The organism is Bradyrhizobium sp. USDA 4449, assembly GCF_054056275.1.
On the sequence record NZ_JBSRYD010000001.1, the window covers coordinates 5,335,167 to 5,350,023 of the forward strand.

Here is a 14,857-nt window from a genome sequence, read left to right on the forward strand (position 1 = left end):
GAGACCTTGTGATTCAGAATGTCGCGGATGAAATTGCGGTGCCTCCTCAGCTCGCGACGATCGCAATCGCTTGGCCTTCGGCAACAAGGTCATCGATCTTCACGAGCAGTGATTTGAGCGTGCCCGATACGGGCGAGGGCACCGGTATCTCCATCTTCATGGCTTCGACGAGCACAATTTCGTCGCCATCGCCAACGGTTCCTCCAACTTGCACGGGAGTTGCGCAGACGCGGCCGGCGACCTCCGTGATGATCTTAATTTCTGGCATGCCATCGCCTTTTTGTTGTCGTCGCAAAATGCCTGAGGTAGCGTCGTTCACAAAGTGGAATTTAATTCCGCAGAGCGGAACAAACGGTAGGGATCATGGGACGACGTTCGGAGCGGTTGAGCAGGCAAGGTGCACTCGCTGGCGATGCTGGTGAAGGTGATGTCATTCAGGTCGTGTCGCGCGCGTTCGACGTGTTGCGATGCTTCGAGGGCCACGAGGCGAGGCTCGGCAATCTCGAGATTTCGAATCGCTGCGGCTTGCCGCGCTCGACGGTGTCGCGGCTCACGCACACGCTGACCCGGATGGGCCAGCTCGTGTATCTGCCGCGCGACCAGAAATATCGAATCGGTCCGAGCGCGGTGGCGATGAGCGCCTCGATGATGAAAGGCGCGCAGCTGCGCAGCATGATCCGGCAGCGGCTGCAGGAAGTCGCGGAGCAATTGCCTGGTACGGTCGGCTTCGTCGTGCCCGATCGATTCCATCTCGTCTACCTCCAGTTCGCGCGCTCGGCCTCCGCGCTCGGCTTGCACGAGGGTACCGGCAGCCGCATCTCGATGGCCTCGACCGCCGCGGGCGCGGCCTATACGGCGGCCTTGTCGCCTGACGTCGGCGACGCCTTCATCAACGAGATGGAGCGCGAAGCGCCCGAGGCTGCAAGGATCCTGCGGCCCCGCATCGAGGCCAACAGGCAGTCGCTGCGCGAGCGCGGCTATGTCGTGGCCTGCGGCCTGTGGAGCCCGCACATCAACGGACTCGCGGTGCCGATCTGGTCGCCGCAGTATCAGACCTTCGTGGTCATCACGATCGGCCTTCTCTCGGCGATGTATGACGAGCAGCGTCTGCATGCCGAGGTCGCGCCGCGGATGACAGCGCTCGGCCGCTCGCTCGGCAGTCTGCTCGAAGGCGCCGAAGGCGACGTTTTCAACAACAGGATCTCGCGCAAGCCGGTCGCAATCGCCGTGCACAACAACAACAAGCCGATGAGCTCGGAGGGAGTGAATGAACTGGAAGCCGGAACTCGACGAGCTCGCCCGGCGCGAAGCCTTCGCGCGGGAGATGGGCGGCGTTGACAAGGTCAAGCGACAGCATGACCAGGGACGGCTGACTGTTCGGGAGCGTATCGACAAACTGATCGACAAGGGCAGCTTCCACGAGATCGGTGCCGTGTCCGGCATCGGGGAGTATGATCCGCTAGGCGAGCTGAAGACGGTGACGCCGGCGAACTGCGTGTTTGGCCGCGCGCGCGTCGACGGCCGAACGGTGGTGGTCGTCGGCGACGATTTCACCGTGCGCGGCGGCTCGGCGGACGCCTCGATCTCGGCAAAGCCGCTGATGGCGGAAGAGATGGCGCACGATTTCCGCCTGCCCATCATACGGCTCATCGAAGGCTCCGGCGGCGGCGGCTCGGTCAAGACCATCGAGACCAAAGGTGCGGCGAATTTGCCCGGAGGCATCGGCGGCACCCGCTGGTATCGCTTCACGACGGAAAACCTGTCGCGCGTGCCTGTTGTCGCGCTCGGCCTCGGCTCGGTTGCGGGTTTAGGTGCCGCGCGCCTTGCCACCAGCCACTATTCCATCATGACGCGGACGTCGGCGATGTTCGTCGCGGGGCCGCCGGTGGTGAAGGCCTTGGGCCAGAACCTCTCGAAGGAAGAGCTTGGCGGCGCCGACATCCAGACTCGCGCTGGCGCGGTCGATCATGCCGTCGACACCGAGGAGGAGGCCTTTGCCTGTGCGCGGCGCTTCCTCTCTTATCTGCCGTCATCGGTCTACGAGCTGCCGCCGACCTTGCCCTGCACTGATGATCCGGAGCGCAGCGAAGAGGCGCTGATGAATGCGGTGCCGCGCAACCGCAAGCAGGTCTACAAGATGCGCCCTGTCATCGAGCAGGTCGTCGACAAGGGCTCGTTCTTCGAGGTGGCCGGCAATTTCGGCAGGCCCGTTATCGTTGGTCTTGCACGACTCGAAGGCAGGGCGGTGATGCTGCTTGCCAGCGACAGCTTCCACTATGGCGGCTCCTGGACCGCGGATGCCTGCCAGAAGGTGGTGCGCTGGGTGGATTTCGCCGAGACCTTCCACCTCCCGATCGTCTATCTCATGGACTGCCCTGGCTTCATGATCGGCCTCGATGCAGAAAAGGCGGCCACCATCCGTCACGGCGTGCGCGCCATGGCGGCGGTCAACCAGACTACCGTGCCCTGGTGCACGGTGATCCTGCGCAACGCGTTTGGTGTGGCTGGAGTCGTGCACCAGCCCGCCGACCGCTTCTCGATCCGCTACGCCTGGCCGTCGGCCTATTGGGGCTCGCTGCCGCTCGAAGGCGGCATCGAGGCCGCCTACCGCGCCGACATCGACGCGGCCGAGGACAAGGCGGCGAAGCTGAACGAGATCCAGGAGCGATTGAACAAGCTGCGCTCGCCGTTCCGCTCGGCCGAGAAATTCTGGGTCGAGGAGATCATCGATCCCAGGAAGACGCGCCCACTGCTCTGCGAGTTCGCGCGTCTCGCCGAGCCGCTGCGCAAAGCGGGCCCGCCGCAGAATTTTTCGATTCGACCGTAACGCCCCGGTAAAAAAGCGCGATGCCGGGAACGATATTCGGCGTGCCGCATTCAACGCGAATGAGGAACCTGTCTTTCGGCATCGGCGCTCTCGCGGCCGCGCTGGTTTTCCTCGTGATTTGGCTGGGCCAGCACGAACGGCACGCGTCGATCGAGCGCCTCGAGAATTGGGAGCTTCGGTCACCGTCTCAGCGCTAGCGGCGACGTCGTGATTCGATGCAAAGGGGCAGTCGTCGTGCCCGCCACTGGTGCGCAAGGCGCACCTGATCACATGTTGCAAGTGTTCGAAACGCGGCGGGCAATCGTTCTTACTCTGCGAGTTAATCATTCCGCTCGCAACGTGTGGCATATGAGGATGGACGAGGCCGGCTCATAATTGCAGCCATTTTCGGCCGTCCTTTAGGCCCATTTCAGCCAAACTGCTATTGGTTTCTCATTGCCGGGGTAGGGCTTCGCATTTGGAGTCCTGCAATGTTCAAGTCAGTATTTTCTGCGTGTCTCTTCGTTATCATTAGCTCTATCGCTTCAGAAGCAAGACCCTACCACATCGTTCGAGCGACTGAATGCAATGTCGTCATGCCTTGCGACTTCTCGAATGTGCAAGCGCGTCGCGAGCACGTGTCCAGGTACACACTGCAAGCCTACCGTTCAAAACAACTCACGGCTGACGCCGCCGGCGCCGCCACAGTTGTGACCGTCTCCGGCGCTCGGATCGTCGGCGGCCGGCCGGCCGGTTGCCCTTCGGCCTTCTGCGGCTGCGGCGCGTCGCTGCGCGTGTTCGGACGCATCGTGCCGGAGCTAAATCTCGCAGCCAACTGGCTGCGCTTTCCGCGCACCGCGCCGGCCCCGGGAATGGTCGCGGCGCGTCGCGGCCATGTCTTCGTTCTGGAGCAGTCCCTCGGAGGCGACATGTGGATGGCGTACGACGCCAATTCGGGCGGTCACGCAACGCGCATGCATGCGCGTTCGCTGCGGGGCTACACTATCGTCAACCCGCGCGCCTCGATGAGTTGAGAGTGAGTTGAGGGAATGGTGAGGTGCCCCGGCCCAATCACACCCGGAGCACCTTGCCGGGATTCATGATGTTCTGCGGATCGAGCGCGCGCTTGATGGTGCGCATGATGTCGAGTTCGGTCTTCGACCGGTAGTGGCTGAGTTCGTCGAGCTTCTCGATGCCGATGCCGTGCTCCGCCGAGATCGAGCCGCCCATGGAGGTGACGAGATCGTTCACGGCGCGCGTGAGGGCGGCGGTGTACTGGTTCAGTGTCGGCTGATCCATGCCGATTGGCCCCATGAACGAGAAATGCAGGTTGCCGTCGCCGATGTGCCCCAGAGGGTAGGGGCGAATGCTCGGGAGAATGTCGAGCGCGGCCTTGAGCCCCTTGTCGATGAATTCGGGAATCCGGGAGATTGCGACCGATATGTCGTAGCTGATGCCAGGACCCTCGGCGCGGGAGGCCTCCGCCATGGCTTCCCGGATGCGCCACATGTTGCGCGATTGGCTGACGGTCTGCGCGATCACCGCGTCGAGCACGCGACCGGCCTCGAGTTGATCGGCGAGAAACGCCTCCAGCTTCTCCGACATGCCATCAGCTCCGTCTTGCCGTGCGCGCGAAGACGACCATTCAAGCAGCAGATACCACGGCGTATCCGCCTTGAGCGGATCCTGGACGCCCGGAATATGGCGCATCACGAGGTCGACCGCGGCGCGGCTCAGCAGCTCGCAGGATCCGACATTGTCCTCGGAGGCCGCATGCGCCTCAGACAGGATCTCGAGCGCGGCGCGCGGATCGCGAACGGCCAGCCACGCGGTGCAGACGTCCTTCGGCGCCGGCCACAGCTTGACCACGGCCTTCGTGATGATGCCGAGCGTTCCCTCGGCGCCCATGAAGAGATGCTTGAGGTCGTAGCCGGTGTTGTCCTTCTTCAAGGCACGCAGTCCGTCCCAGACGTCGCCATTGGGCAAGACGACCTCGAGGCCCAGGACGAGATTGCGGGCGTTGCCGTAGCGCAGCACCTGCACGCCGCCGGCATTGGTCGAGAGATTGCCCCCGATCATGCAGGAGCCCTGGGCACCAAGGCTGAGCGGCAGGAATCTGTCGTGACTGGCCGCTGTCTCCTGCAGCGTCTGCAAGACGCAGCCGGCCTCGACCGTCATCGCATAGCCCACGGGATCGACGTCCAGCACGCGGTTCATCCGGCCGAGCGACAGCACGATGCCTGTATGCGCCGGCCAGGGCGTGGCGCCGCCCATCAGTCCGGTGTTGCCGCCCTGCGGCACGATCGCGACGCCGTGCGCATTGCAGAGCCGGACGACCTTCGAGACCTCCTCGGTGCTGCCGGGACGTACGACCGCGCCGGCGCTGCCGAACAGCTGCCCGCGCCAATCCGTGACGAACGGCTGCTTGCCGTGCTCATCCTCGATGAAACCCTTCTCGCCCACGATCGCGCGCAACGCGTCGCGGAGCTGGGCGGTCAAAGGAGCGGTTGGAATGGCAGGGACGGGCGACGGAAAGGCGGTCGGCATCTTGTTTCCTCTGGCGCATCTTGGTGTGCACTGCGCGCGAAGCGCTTGAGGAGCATTGTCCACGTTTGGGACGGGAAGTCTAACGGCAATATCGGTAACGTCAGGACAATTTCCCGCAACGTCTCTCAACGCCAACATCCTGCGGCCGCGAGAACCCAAGGTCCTCCGGATACCCCGGCTTCAGCTGCACGGATACTGCACGACCGAGGAAACGCGCGGATACAGGTAGTAGCTCTCGCTGATCGGCATGGTCCCGCTGATCGTATAGCCAAGGTTGGGGGTGTATTGGTACGTGACCTCGCCGAGCAGCAACGATACATTGGAGGGCGAGGGGGTGCCGAGGGCCGTTGGCAGAGTGATCGGCTGAGCTACCGGGCGTGGGGTGCCGTTGAGCGCTTTGCTCCAGGTCACGGTCGCTTTGCCGTTGGCGTCCGTGGATACTTCCGACACGACGACCGTCGTGTTCGCCGAAGAATAGGGTGCGATCGTCGCCGCCGACGCGCCAAGCATGGCGCCCAGCGTCGTGTCGGTGACGCATGCGTTTCGTGACACCAGATCCACGACCGTGTGGGCAGTTTCACTGACCTTGACGCTGATCGCCATCCCGTTGCCGAGCTCGACGCCGCCCACATAGAGCAGCAGCATGAACGGCACCACGATGGCGAACTCCGTCGCGGCCACGGCGCGCGTGTCCACCCAGAAGTTCCGCATGCGATGAGGCGTCCGGCTCATGAGTTGACAAAAGCCTCGTTCATGAAAGCCGTGGACGACATGATCAGGCGGCTGCTGTTATTCGGCTGGTTTGCCAGAGTGAAGCCGAGTGGACCCAGGAAAACCGGCCACAGATACATCACCCGCACGACCACGATGTCGCCCTGATTGCCGGGGTTGAATTGCCAGACATTCGTCACCTTTCCATTGCCGTCGTAGGTGAGGGTTGGCAGGGCCGTGTTGGTCGAGCTCCATGAGTTGGCAACCTGGACGTCGATCATCAGGCCGCTGCAGTTGAACAGGATCACGACGTTGGAGCAGACCGCGCTGGCAAACTGGGCCTGGGTCATGCCCTGGGCCTGCGCCTGCCCCGTCAGGATCGCCCGGCTCGATTGGTTCACCACCTGTTCCAGGAGCTGCTGCGCAAAGAAAACCAGGAAGGTCTGGATGATCGCGACCAGCAGGGCGATGAAGGCCGGGGCGATCAGCGCGAACTCGACCGCGGTTGCGCCTTTCCGGTCGGCAAAGAACGCGCGCCAGCGGCGGCGGCGTCTGGTTGTGGGCACGGCGTGCGTGGCGGTCATGTTTGCTTTCTCTATTGAGTCAGGCGGGGGTCGGACGCGACCTTGAGGAATAGAGCCTGGAGAGCGCTGGTGATGTCGCCGTTGGTCGACACCTTCTGATACAAATCGGGCGATGAGGCGCAGGTTTGCAGGTTTGTCTCGATCTGGCTGGTCGAGCCGGTGGACGTTCCATTGAAGGGGTAGATCCAGCTATCGTACCAGTTGTTCGTTTTATGGAGCGCCGCGTCGTCATACTCTGTGTAAAGCACGGCGATGCGGATCTTCCTGTTCTTGATGGTGGTGCAGATCGTGGGGTCGAGCGGCTGCTGGCAGCGCTTGCCAGTGAGAGTCTTGTTGCAGGAGCCCGTGTATGCGTCGGTCGTAATGTTCACGTCTTCAACGCCGTCGGTCACGAGGAACACCACTTCCTGTGGCGTATCGTTGGTGACGTTGGTGCCGTTCCCCGGATTCGGCATGATCTTGTTGAGACCGCTCAATGCGCCCGCGATGCTGGTGTCGGCGTCGCTATTGTTGTTCGACGATGTCAGCCAGTTGTTCTTGTAGACTGGCAGGACCGCAATGTTGTTGGCGTAATTCTGGATGGTCGCTACCGTGTAGCTGGTTGTCGAGTTGGGCGTCACGGGAGTTTGCACCACCCCCGGTTTTCCGGAAGGCGCGAAGATCGGCGAGCTGCTGTTCAACTGCCAATCAAACGTATAGATCGCGACCCCATAGGTATTTCGATTGGTGGTCGATACGCTTTGTGCTGTCGTCATCAGGGATTGGACGGCCTGCTTGACACGGTCGATGCGTAATGTGACGCCGAGATTGCGGGCAAGCTGGTAGTTGTCAATTCCGCCTGGATTGCCCAGATTGTCTGCGGCGGGATTGGTTTCGTGGCATGCGAATCCGCACCCTTTGTACCCGCTCGAGTCGACCTGATTTTGCGTGTTGGCGATCAGCTTGCTGATGTCGGCCGATGTCGCGCCGATAGCCATGGAAGGCGAGTCGTCCAGCAAGAGATAGAAGTTGATGTTGGGGGCGCCCTGGTTGCGTGCCAATGACTGACCTGTGAACGGCCAGTTTGCCTGTTTGAGCACGCTCGGGAAGGCATTGTTCGCCGTCGCGTTGTAGCAAATCTGAACGTTGCGAACGACTTGGTTGTTCGAGTTGACGGGGTCAGCATAGACTGCGTCCACGCCGGGGCAGGCGGCGTAAGTACAGTATCCCGTCGTGGCATCGGGTTTGCTGCAGTTGACAGCGACCGTGAGATTTGGCTGCGCCGGCAAGTTGTTGTTGCTCACCAGAGCATTCGCCGTGACGTTGAAGACGTTCTTCGCTGCGGTCTGCGCCGCCTGCGGGCTCTGCTGCATCATTGCCGAGGTGACTGTGGCGACGGCGGCAGCGTCGCTGGCCGAGTCGAGGTTCACCTTCATGTGTTGCGTATGCGTGTAGTCCAGCGCCATGCCGAGCAGAAAGATGGTCGGAACCATCACCAGCGCAAAGATCACGGCGACGTTGGCCTTGCGATCTCTGGCAAAACGACACAACCAAGCGCGGAGCATGATCTTCATCCTAATCGCCTGAGTCTCGGCAAAGGCAATTTTCTCTGGCTTATCAAGGACCGAGGAACGCGACCGGGCGGCCTCTGCGGGCTTCTCGGCAGAGCGGAACTTTGAATGTGGGCCGTTAAGCAAGGCTTACGCGGATCGCGCGAACATGGGCCGCCGAAATCCGCCGTTGCCGGATTGAACGGCATCATTAACGAGGGCTAAACGCAGCCAGGACAATTAAAGCGAGCTGTTACGGAAGACTGGCTGGGCTCGCGCGACCTGATCGATCCCGTGATGGGCCGGCGGCATTGCGGGCCGCTCCGGCCGCCAGCAAGCGGTCGGTTGCGCGAGCAGGATCTTGCTTGCGGCCTAAAATTTCAGCGTCGTTCGCAGACCTAGCACCGCAGCGTTCTTGAGCGCCTTGGCCGGCATTGGTCCCAAGGGGTCGGTCGCCCCTCCGCCGGGATGGATGATGTATTGGAAATTCGGCTGAAGAGTCCAGCCATCGCGTAGCTGATACTGGTAGACGGCCGTCAAAAGTCCTTCGAAGCTGCGCGCCGGCCAGGATGGCCCGACCATCGCCCGATAGTCGGCGTCGAGCGCCTGGGCTCGCTTCGAGACGTGGGCGTAACCAGCCGCGATGCCGAACTTGTCGTCGGGACGCTTGTCGCTCAGTCCGATCAACTCGAACCCGGCGTCCGCATAGAGATCGATCAGGTTGCGGTCGGCCGGCGCACCCGAGACGCGGGCGAACACGCCGATTCCGCGATCGTCGCTCTTCGGCACGCGATAGAGCTGCTGCTCGAAGACGGCCCATCCTCCGACATCACCCGCCAACATGAGGGGCGTACCGCTGCTGGCCGCAGCGGCGAGTGACACTCCATTGTTGGCAAGTTGCAGATCGGAAAACGATCCGAAGTGACGCCAGCCACCGAGCTTGATTTGCCCAGTCAGATTGGGATCGCCCTTTTTGTTGTTCCAGGCATACTGGATCTGGCCAAGGAGAAGGGGTGGATCGTTGACGCGGAAATTGACGCCGTAACGGTCGCGCTCTTGCGGATCGCCGGGACCAGGGCCCGCCTGGTTGCCGTCGAACACGCCGCCAAGCACAGACAGGTGGTCCGTCACGTTGACCAGCAGGCGGGTGCCCATCGCGGCCAGTGGCGGTGAAGGGCCCCCGCTTGGCAGGTCCAGCGATGTGATCGCCGGCCAGCCCATCGAGGCGTTGGTAAAGACGTCGGTGTATTTCGTATTGAAGAACTCGCTGTCGGCGGCAAGCTGACCGAACTTGAGCGAGACCTTCTTGTCGCCCCACTGCTTCTCGAAATAGGCTTCGTACAAGCGGGTGGACGGCAGCGCTTCAATGCCGCTGACGACCAGGAAATTGCCGAGATAATTGCGCGACAAGCCCTCGCCGTGAATCTGGAACATGTTGGCGTGAAAGGTCAGCTTGTCGATTCCGGCGAGCTTCTGCAGGTCGACGTCGACCGCGAGATTAAGCCGGCCTTCGTAGATCACACCTTGCTTGAGGCCGCCCGTGACATTTCCGAGCGTCTCGCCGATGTAGGTCGCGGCAAACTTGACTCCATGTTTTTCGAAGGGGTTTGGCAGAAGCCCAAGCGTCTTTTCCTCAACGGTGCTTTCGCCGGTATCGGGATCGGCGGGCTTGTCGTCATCGGTTTTCTTGTCGTCCTGTGCGACAGCGTGCGATCCTGCAAGCAGGCTCGCAAAAGCCGTGGCCTGTATCAGGCACTTGGCTGACCTGCTCAGCTTGAATCGCAACAAGATGCGGCCCCCTGGAATGGAAGGATGCGCGACCACTCAAGGGGCGCCCCCGCCGAGGGTACAGTGGCACCTGATGGGCTTCCGCGCACCTAACATTTGTTGATGTTCCGGCGTTTTAACTGGACAAACGTTTAATGGTCTTCACAGCGTGCCGGGGTCCGCGCCAGCCCAGGAACTCGAGCTCCTTGTTCTCGAGCACGTTGGTGGCACGGAAGAACTCTTCGAGTTCGCCTCGCGCGCGCGAAGGCAGATGGCGGATGTCCCGCAGGTCCGTTTCGAGCGGCGATCGATCGGGTACCGCGAACACGCGATCATTGCGCTCCCTCTTGCCCTTGCTTTTCTGCTCCATCTCGAGAATGCCGATCGGTTTGCATTTGAGGACGACGCCAGGATACGTGCGCGCATCATGTATGATCAGGACGTCGAGGGGATCTCCATCCGGAGCTTTGGTCGAAGGGATGAAGCCCCAATCATAGGGATAGCTGAGCCCCGCCATCAGCGGTTTCGCGAGGGTGAAAATGTGGAATTTCGGATCGAAGTCCAGCTTGCATGTGCTCGCGCGGGGAGTTTCAACGACCGCGAACACGTGGTCGTCGTCCGCCCATGTCGGAAGCTTCAGGACGTTCGTCATCTCGTACTCTTTCCGTACACTCTCATACCTCCGGTTCTCTAAGAACTGAAGCACGTCAACGATCGTTCCAGATTTCATCGATTGGATCGCCACGGACAGATTCGGTTCTGGGACCCGTCAGCGACAGGATGACGTTGCCGTTCCGATCGAGGGAGATCGTATGGTCGAAGCTGCGGAGACCATTTTCCAGGGCGAGGAAGATGGCGCAGACGCCGGATGACGGCCCGATCATGGCCAAAGGACACGATGGGAGGAACGATTTCCGGCGCGCCGCATTCAACGCGTATGAGGAACCTATATTTCGGCATCAGCGCTCTCGCTGGTGCGCTGGTTCTCTTCACGATCTGGCTGGGCCAGCATGAACGGCAAGCCTCGATCGAGCGCCTTGAGCAATGGGAGCTTCGGTCTCCGGCTAAGCCCTAGCGGCGACGAGCATGTCACTACCGCCGGTTCGGCGGCGGCAGTGACGTGGAGATCGATGATGAGCGCTTGACGGTCAACGTTTGGGGAGTGACGCCATGACCTCGCCCGCGTCTCCGTCCTCGAGGCAAGGCGTGACTGTCAATGGAAGCAGGTCAGACCATTGCGCGAGCCAACGATACATGGCTTTCGGATCACTCGATTCAGAGATCGCAAATCCCTGTCCATTCATGCCATGCCAGCGACCGAGCATCCTGACGCCCTCCGGGGGCGCGCCACCGGTCTCCAGAAAGCGGGCGACGGCTGCGTTGAAGGTTCCTTGGGGTACGCTCCAGGTGGTTATGAATTTCATGCGATTCTCCCATGACTAGAATTATCGGATGAATGTCGCGGCTGTGCCGCGTAGGCACGATAGCGCCGGCGTCTCGAATGACAACGGCGAATGAACAGGTGCGTCGGTTTGATCCGGCTGCCCTAAGACGCTATTTGCCGTCGTTCCAGATGTCGGTGGTCAGCTTCCAGTCCTCCCCGACTTTCTCCCACACGACGACATATTTTCCGCTCACCTCCTGCGGGGAGGCTCCCTTGGTCTTCAATACGAACGTGCCGATCTCGCGTGCCGCGGACGAGCCTAGCGGTTTGACATCCAGCGTTGTGAGCTTCGGATCGGTGACTTGTTCAGCCATGCTTTTCCACATTGCCTCGATGGCCGTTCGGCCCTTCACCATCGCGGACCCCGGTGGCAATGCGATCGCATCCGCGCTGTAGAGGGACGCAATCCCGGAAAAATCGCCCTTGTTGAACAGTTCGAGCCATTTCGCATTGTTCGCGTCGATCTCGGCCTTCTGAGCCAAAGCCGGCGCGCTCAACGAGATCACGATTGTCGTCGCTAATGCTATGTTGCGCATGATCATCTCCAGACCAATGTACGATGCGGATGCAGGGCAGTCGCCAGTCTCGACAGAGGATGCGTTGAATGACGCATCCCAACCCCGGGGCAGGCGCGACAGCAATTCCGGGGAATTACCGTCAGCACCATTGACGAAGCTGCGCAGTGGATTGCAAGCGCTCGCGCCCGGCCTTGCCTGCGCCCGTTCTCAAGAGAGGGGCGAAGAAGAGAGCAAAGCTCGGGCGAAATGAGCCGCGAGATAGCGGACGTGTGTCCCGGCCGGAGTGCTAGGCCATCGCGGGTTTCGCCTGTGGCTTCGGCTGTCGCGACAACGCCAGCACGATCAGAGAAGCGAACACGCAGAGCGCGCCGGCGATAAAGAAGGCAGGCAAATAGCTCTGCAGCAGCGTCCGCGACAGGCCCGCGCCGAATGCTGCGGTGCCGGCGCCGAGCTGATGGCCGGCGAAGATCCAGCCGAACACCAGGTTGGCGCGCTCGGGTCCGAATTTCTGCGCGGTGAGGCGCACCGTGGGCGGCACCGTCGCGATCCAGTCAAGGCCGTAGAACATCGCGAAGAGCGACAGGCCATAGAACGAGAAATCGCTGAACGGCAGGAAGATCAGCGAGAGCCCGCGCAGGCCATAGTACCAGAACAGGAGATAGCGATTGTCGTAGCGGTCCGACAGCCAGCCCGACATGATGGTGCCGAAGAAGTCGAAGATGCCCATCGCCGCCAGCAGGCTTGCGGCCTGAACCTGCGGGATGCCGAAATCGAGGCACATCGGGATCAAGTGCACCTGCACGAGCCCGTTGGTCGAGGCGCCGCAGACGAAGAACGTCGCAAACAGGATCCAGAACGCAGATGACTTCGAGGCATCGCGCAGCGTGCCGAGCGCGACTGCCGTGATCGAGCCGTTGCTCACCGGCGGAGCGGGCAAGGGCTCGGTGCCTTCGTCGCCGAAGGGACGCAGGCCCACATCGCTCGGCCGGTCGCGCATCACGAGCGCGACGGCGGTCGCCGAGACGCCGAGCATGATGCAGACGAAGCCGAGCGCGAGGCGCCACCCGTAACGTTCGGTCAAGCTTGCGAGCAGCGGCAAAAACACGAGCTGGCCGGTGGCGACGCTCGCAGTCATGACGCCGATGACCAGGCCCCGGCGCGCCGCAAACCAGCGCGTCGCGATGGTGGCGCCGAGCACCAGCGCGGTCATGCCGGTGCCGATGCCGATCACCACGCCCCACAGCGCCACGAGCTGCCAGACCTGCGTCATGCCGAGCGAGAGCACCAGCGCGGAGACGACGATGAGCTGCGCGGTCAGCGTGACGTTGCGCAGGCCGTAGCGATTGAGGAGGGCGGCGGCGAACGGCGCCATCAGCCCGAACAGGATGAAGCGGATCGACAGCGCCGAGGAGATTTCAGCCGTGCTCCAGCCGAACTCCTTCTGCAAGGGAACGATGAATACGCCGGGCGCGCCGACGGTGCCGGCGCTGATCAGCGCGGCGAAGAAGGTCACGCCGACCATCACCCAGCCATAATGGATGTTGCGACGGCCGAGTGCGGCCGAAAGCCAGTTCGAGATCATTGCCCCTCAATCCAGGTTGGCGGGGTCAGGGACACCCGCGTCATCGTTGCAGTCTGGCACGGGAACGGGAAGTCTGAAATGACGGACTTCCCTCATTTTCGGACTTCAGCGCGTCAGAGTGCGGGACGCTCCACCGCGATCGCAGTGGCCTCGCCGCCGCCGATGCAAAGCGCCGCGACGCCGCGCTTGAGGTTGTTGGCCTCGAGCGCATGCAGCAGCGTTACGATCAGCCGCGCGCCGGTGGCGCCAATGGGATGACCGAGCGCGCAAGCGCCGCCGTTGATGTTGAGCTTGTCACGGGGAATGCCGAGGTCGCGCTGCGCCGCCATCGCCACCACGGCAAAGGCCTCGTTGATCTCGAACAGGTCGACGTCACCGGCGCTCCAGCCGACCTTGTCGAGCAGCTTTCGGATCGCCGGGATCGGCGCCGTGGTGAACCATTGCGGCTCCTGGCTGTGGGTGGCATGGCCCTTGATCTCGGCAATCGCTTGCAGGCCATTGCGATCGGCGAGCGACCGCTTCGTCAGCACCAGCGCTGCGGCGCCGTCGGCGTTGGCGGAGGAGGCCGCCGGCGTGATGGTGCCATTGGCGCGGAAGGCCGGCTTCAGTCCGGGGATCTTGGCCGGGTCGACCTTCAGCGGATGCTCGTCATTGGCGATGATGCGCGGACCTGCCTTCTCGGTCAGCGTGATCGGTGCGATCTCGGCCTTGAACGCGCCGCCCTCGACCGCCTTGCGCGCGCGGCCCAACGTTTCCATCGCGTAGGCGTCCTGGTCCTTGCGGGTGAACTGATAGGCTTCGGCCGTGGCTTCGCCGAAATCGCCCATGGAGCGGCCGGTCTCGTAGGCGTCCTCGAGACCGTCCATCATCATGTGGTCGATGATGCGATCATGGCCGGCGCGATAGCCGCCGCGTGCCTTCGCCAACAGATACGGCGCGTTGCTCATGCTCTCCATGCCGCCGGAGACGACGATTCCGGCCGAGCCGGCGCGGATGATGTCGTGCGCCAGCATGGTCGCCTTCATGCCGGAACCACAGACCTTGTTGACGGTGGTGGCGCCGGTGGCATCGGGCAGGCCCGCCGCTCGCGCCGCCTGACGCGCCGGCGCCTGGCCCTGGCCGGCCGGCAGCACACAGCCCATGAACACCTCGTCGACCTTTTCGGGCGCGAGCTTGGCGCGTTCCAGCGCGGCATTGATCACATGCGATCCGAGCTTGTGCGCGGCAAGCGGCGACAACTCGCCCATGAAGCGGCCGAGCGGGGTGCGGGCGGCGGAGACGATGACGACGGGATCGGCGGTTTCAGCCATGACGAAGCTCCCTGCGATGGCGTTGGATGATGATCATCATATGATGCGGCGCAAAAAAT

Annotated in this window: 14 protein-coding genes; 3 read left to right on the plus strand and 11 right to left on the minus strand. The window is 62.4% G+C overall.

Annotation, left to right across the window (positions count from 1 at the left end; genetic code table 11):
- Positions 1-46 precede the first annotated feature (46 nt).
- Positions 47-268, minus strand: coding sequence for an acetyl-CoA carboxylase biotin carboxyl carrier protein subunit (locus ACVIIW_RS24805; protein WP_456705257.1), 222 nt, complete (start codon positions 266-268; stop codon positions 47-49).
- 95 nt (positions 269-363) lie between these two features.
- On the opposite strand from ACVIIW_RS24805, the gene ACVIIW_RS24810 reads away from it, so the two are divergent.
- The 3 genes from ACVIIW_RS24810 to ACVIIW_RS24820 all read left to right on the plus strand — a co-directional run bounded on the left by ACVIIW_RS24810 (position 364) and on the right by ACVIIW_RS24820 (position 3,840).
- Positions 364-1,338, plus strand: coding sequence for an IclR family transcriptional regulator (locus tag ACVIIW_RS24810; protein ID WP_456703138.1), 975 nt, complete (start codon positions 364-366; stop codon positions 1,336-1,338).
- Positions 1,268-2,827: an acyl-CoA carboxylase subunit beta gene (locus ACVIIW_RS24815; protein WP_456703139.1), complete on the plus strand. Its 1,560-nt coding sequence runs from the start codon at positions 1,268-1,270 to the stop codon at positions 2,825-2,827. Before ACVIIW_RS24810 ends, ACVIIW_RS24815 begins: the two co-directional genes overlap by 71 nt.
- A gap of 470 nt (positions 2,828-3,297) precedes the next feature.
- Positions 3,298-3,840 carry a hypothetical protein gene (locus tag ACVIIW_RS24820; RefSeq protein WP_456703140.1) on the plus strand — a complete coding sequence of 181 codons (543 nt, stop codon included), beginning with the start codon at positions 3,298-3,300 and terminating at the stop codon, positions 3,838-3,840.
- A 37-nt stretch (positions 3,841-3,877) separates the two neighbouring features.
- Here ACVIIW_RS24820 and ACVIIW_RS24825 read toward each other — a convergent pair whose 3' ends face one another.
- The 10 genes from ACVIIW_RS24825 to ACVIIW_RS24870 form a co-directional block, all read right to left on the minus strand.
- The gene (locus ACVIIW_RS24825; RefSeq protein WP_456703141.1) at positions 3,878-5,353 is read right to left on the minus strand and encodes an FAD-binding oxidoreductase; all 1,476 of its coding nucleotides are present in this window, start codon (positions 5,351-5,353) and stop codon (positions 3,878-3,880) included.
- Positions 5,354-5,533: 180 nt separating this feature from the next.
- Positions 5,534-6,064, minus strand: a complete 531-nt coding sequence (locus ACVIIW_RS24830) for a TadE/TadG family type IV pilus assembly protein (RefSeq protein WP_456703142.1) — start codon at positions 6,062-6,064, stop codon at positions 5,534-5,536.
- 17 nt (positions 6,065-6,081) lie between these two features.
- Complete coding sequence (locus ACVIIW_RS24835) at positions 6,082-6,648, minus strand: TadE/TadG family type IV pilus assembly protein (protein ID WP_456703143.1); 567 nt, start codon at positions 6,646-6,648, stop codon at positions 6,082-6,084.
- Between the two features lie 11 nt (positions 6,649-6,659).
- Positions 6,660-8,201, minus strand: a complete 1,542-nt coding sequence (locus ACVIIW_RS24840) for a TadE/TadG family type IV pilus assembly protein (RefSeq protein ID WP_456703144.1) — start codon at positions 8,199-8,201, stop codon at positions 6,660-6,662.
- 348 nt (positions 8,202-8,549) lie between these two features.
- Positions 8,550-9,929 (minus strand): carbohydrate porin, encoded by a 1,380-nt coding sequence (locus ACVIIW_RS24845; protein WP_456705258.1) that lies wholly within the window; start codon positions 9,927-9,929, stop codon positions 8,550-8,552.
- 151 nt (positions 9,930-10,080) lie between these two features.
- On the minus strand, positions 10,081-10,689 hold the full coding sequence (locus tag ACVIIW_RS24850) for an inorganic diphosphatase (RefSeq protein ID WP_456703145.1): 609 nt from the start codon (positions 10,687-10,689) through the stop codon (positions 10,081-10,083).
- A 403-nt stretch (positions 10,690-11,092) separates the two neighbouring features.
- Complete coding sequence (locus ACVIIW_RS24855; protein ID WP_456703146.1) at positions 11,093-11,368, minus strand: DUF3303 domain-containing protein; 276 nt, start codon at positions 11,366-11,368, stop codon at positions 11,093-11,095.
- A 130-nt stretch (positions 11,369-11,498) separates the two neighbouring features.
- Positions 11,499-11,930, minus strand: a complete 432-nt coding sequence (locus tag ACVIIW_RS24860; protein WP_456703147.1) for a YybH family protein — start codon at positions 11,928-11,930, stop codon at positions 11,499-11,501.
- Positions 11,931-12,192: 262 nt separating this feature from the next.
- Positions 12,193-13,488: an MFS transporter gene (locus tag ACVIIW_RS24865; RefSeq protein WP_456703148.1), complete on the minus strand. Its 1,296-nt coding sequence runs from the start codon at positions 13,486-13,488 to the stop codon at positions 12,193-12,195.
- 113 nt (positions 13,489-13,601) lie between these two features.
- Positions 13,602-14,798: an acetyl-CoA C-acyltransferase gene (locus tag ACVIIW_RS24870; RefSeq protein WP_456703149.1), complete on the minus strand. Its 1,197-nt coding sequence runs from the start codon at positions 14,796-14,798 to the stop codon at positions 13,602-13,604.
- Between the last annotated feature and the right edge of the window lie 59 nt (positions 14,799-14,857).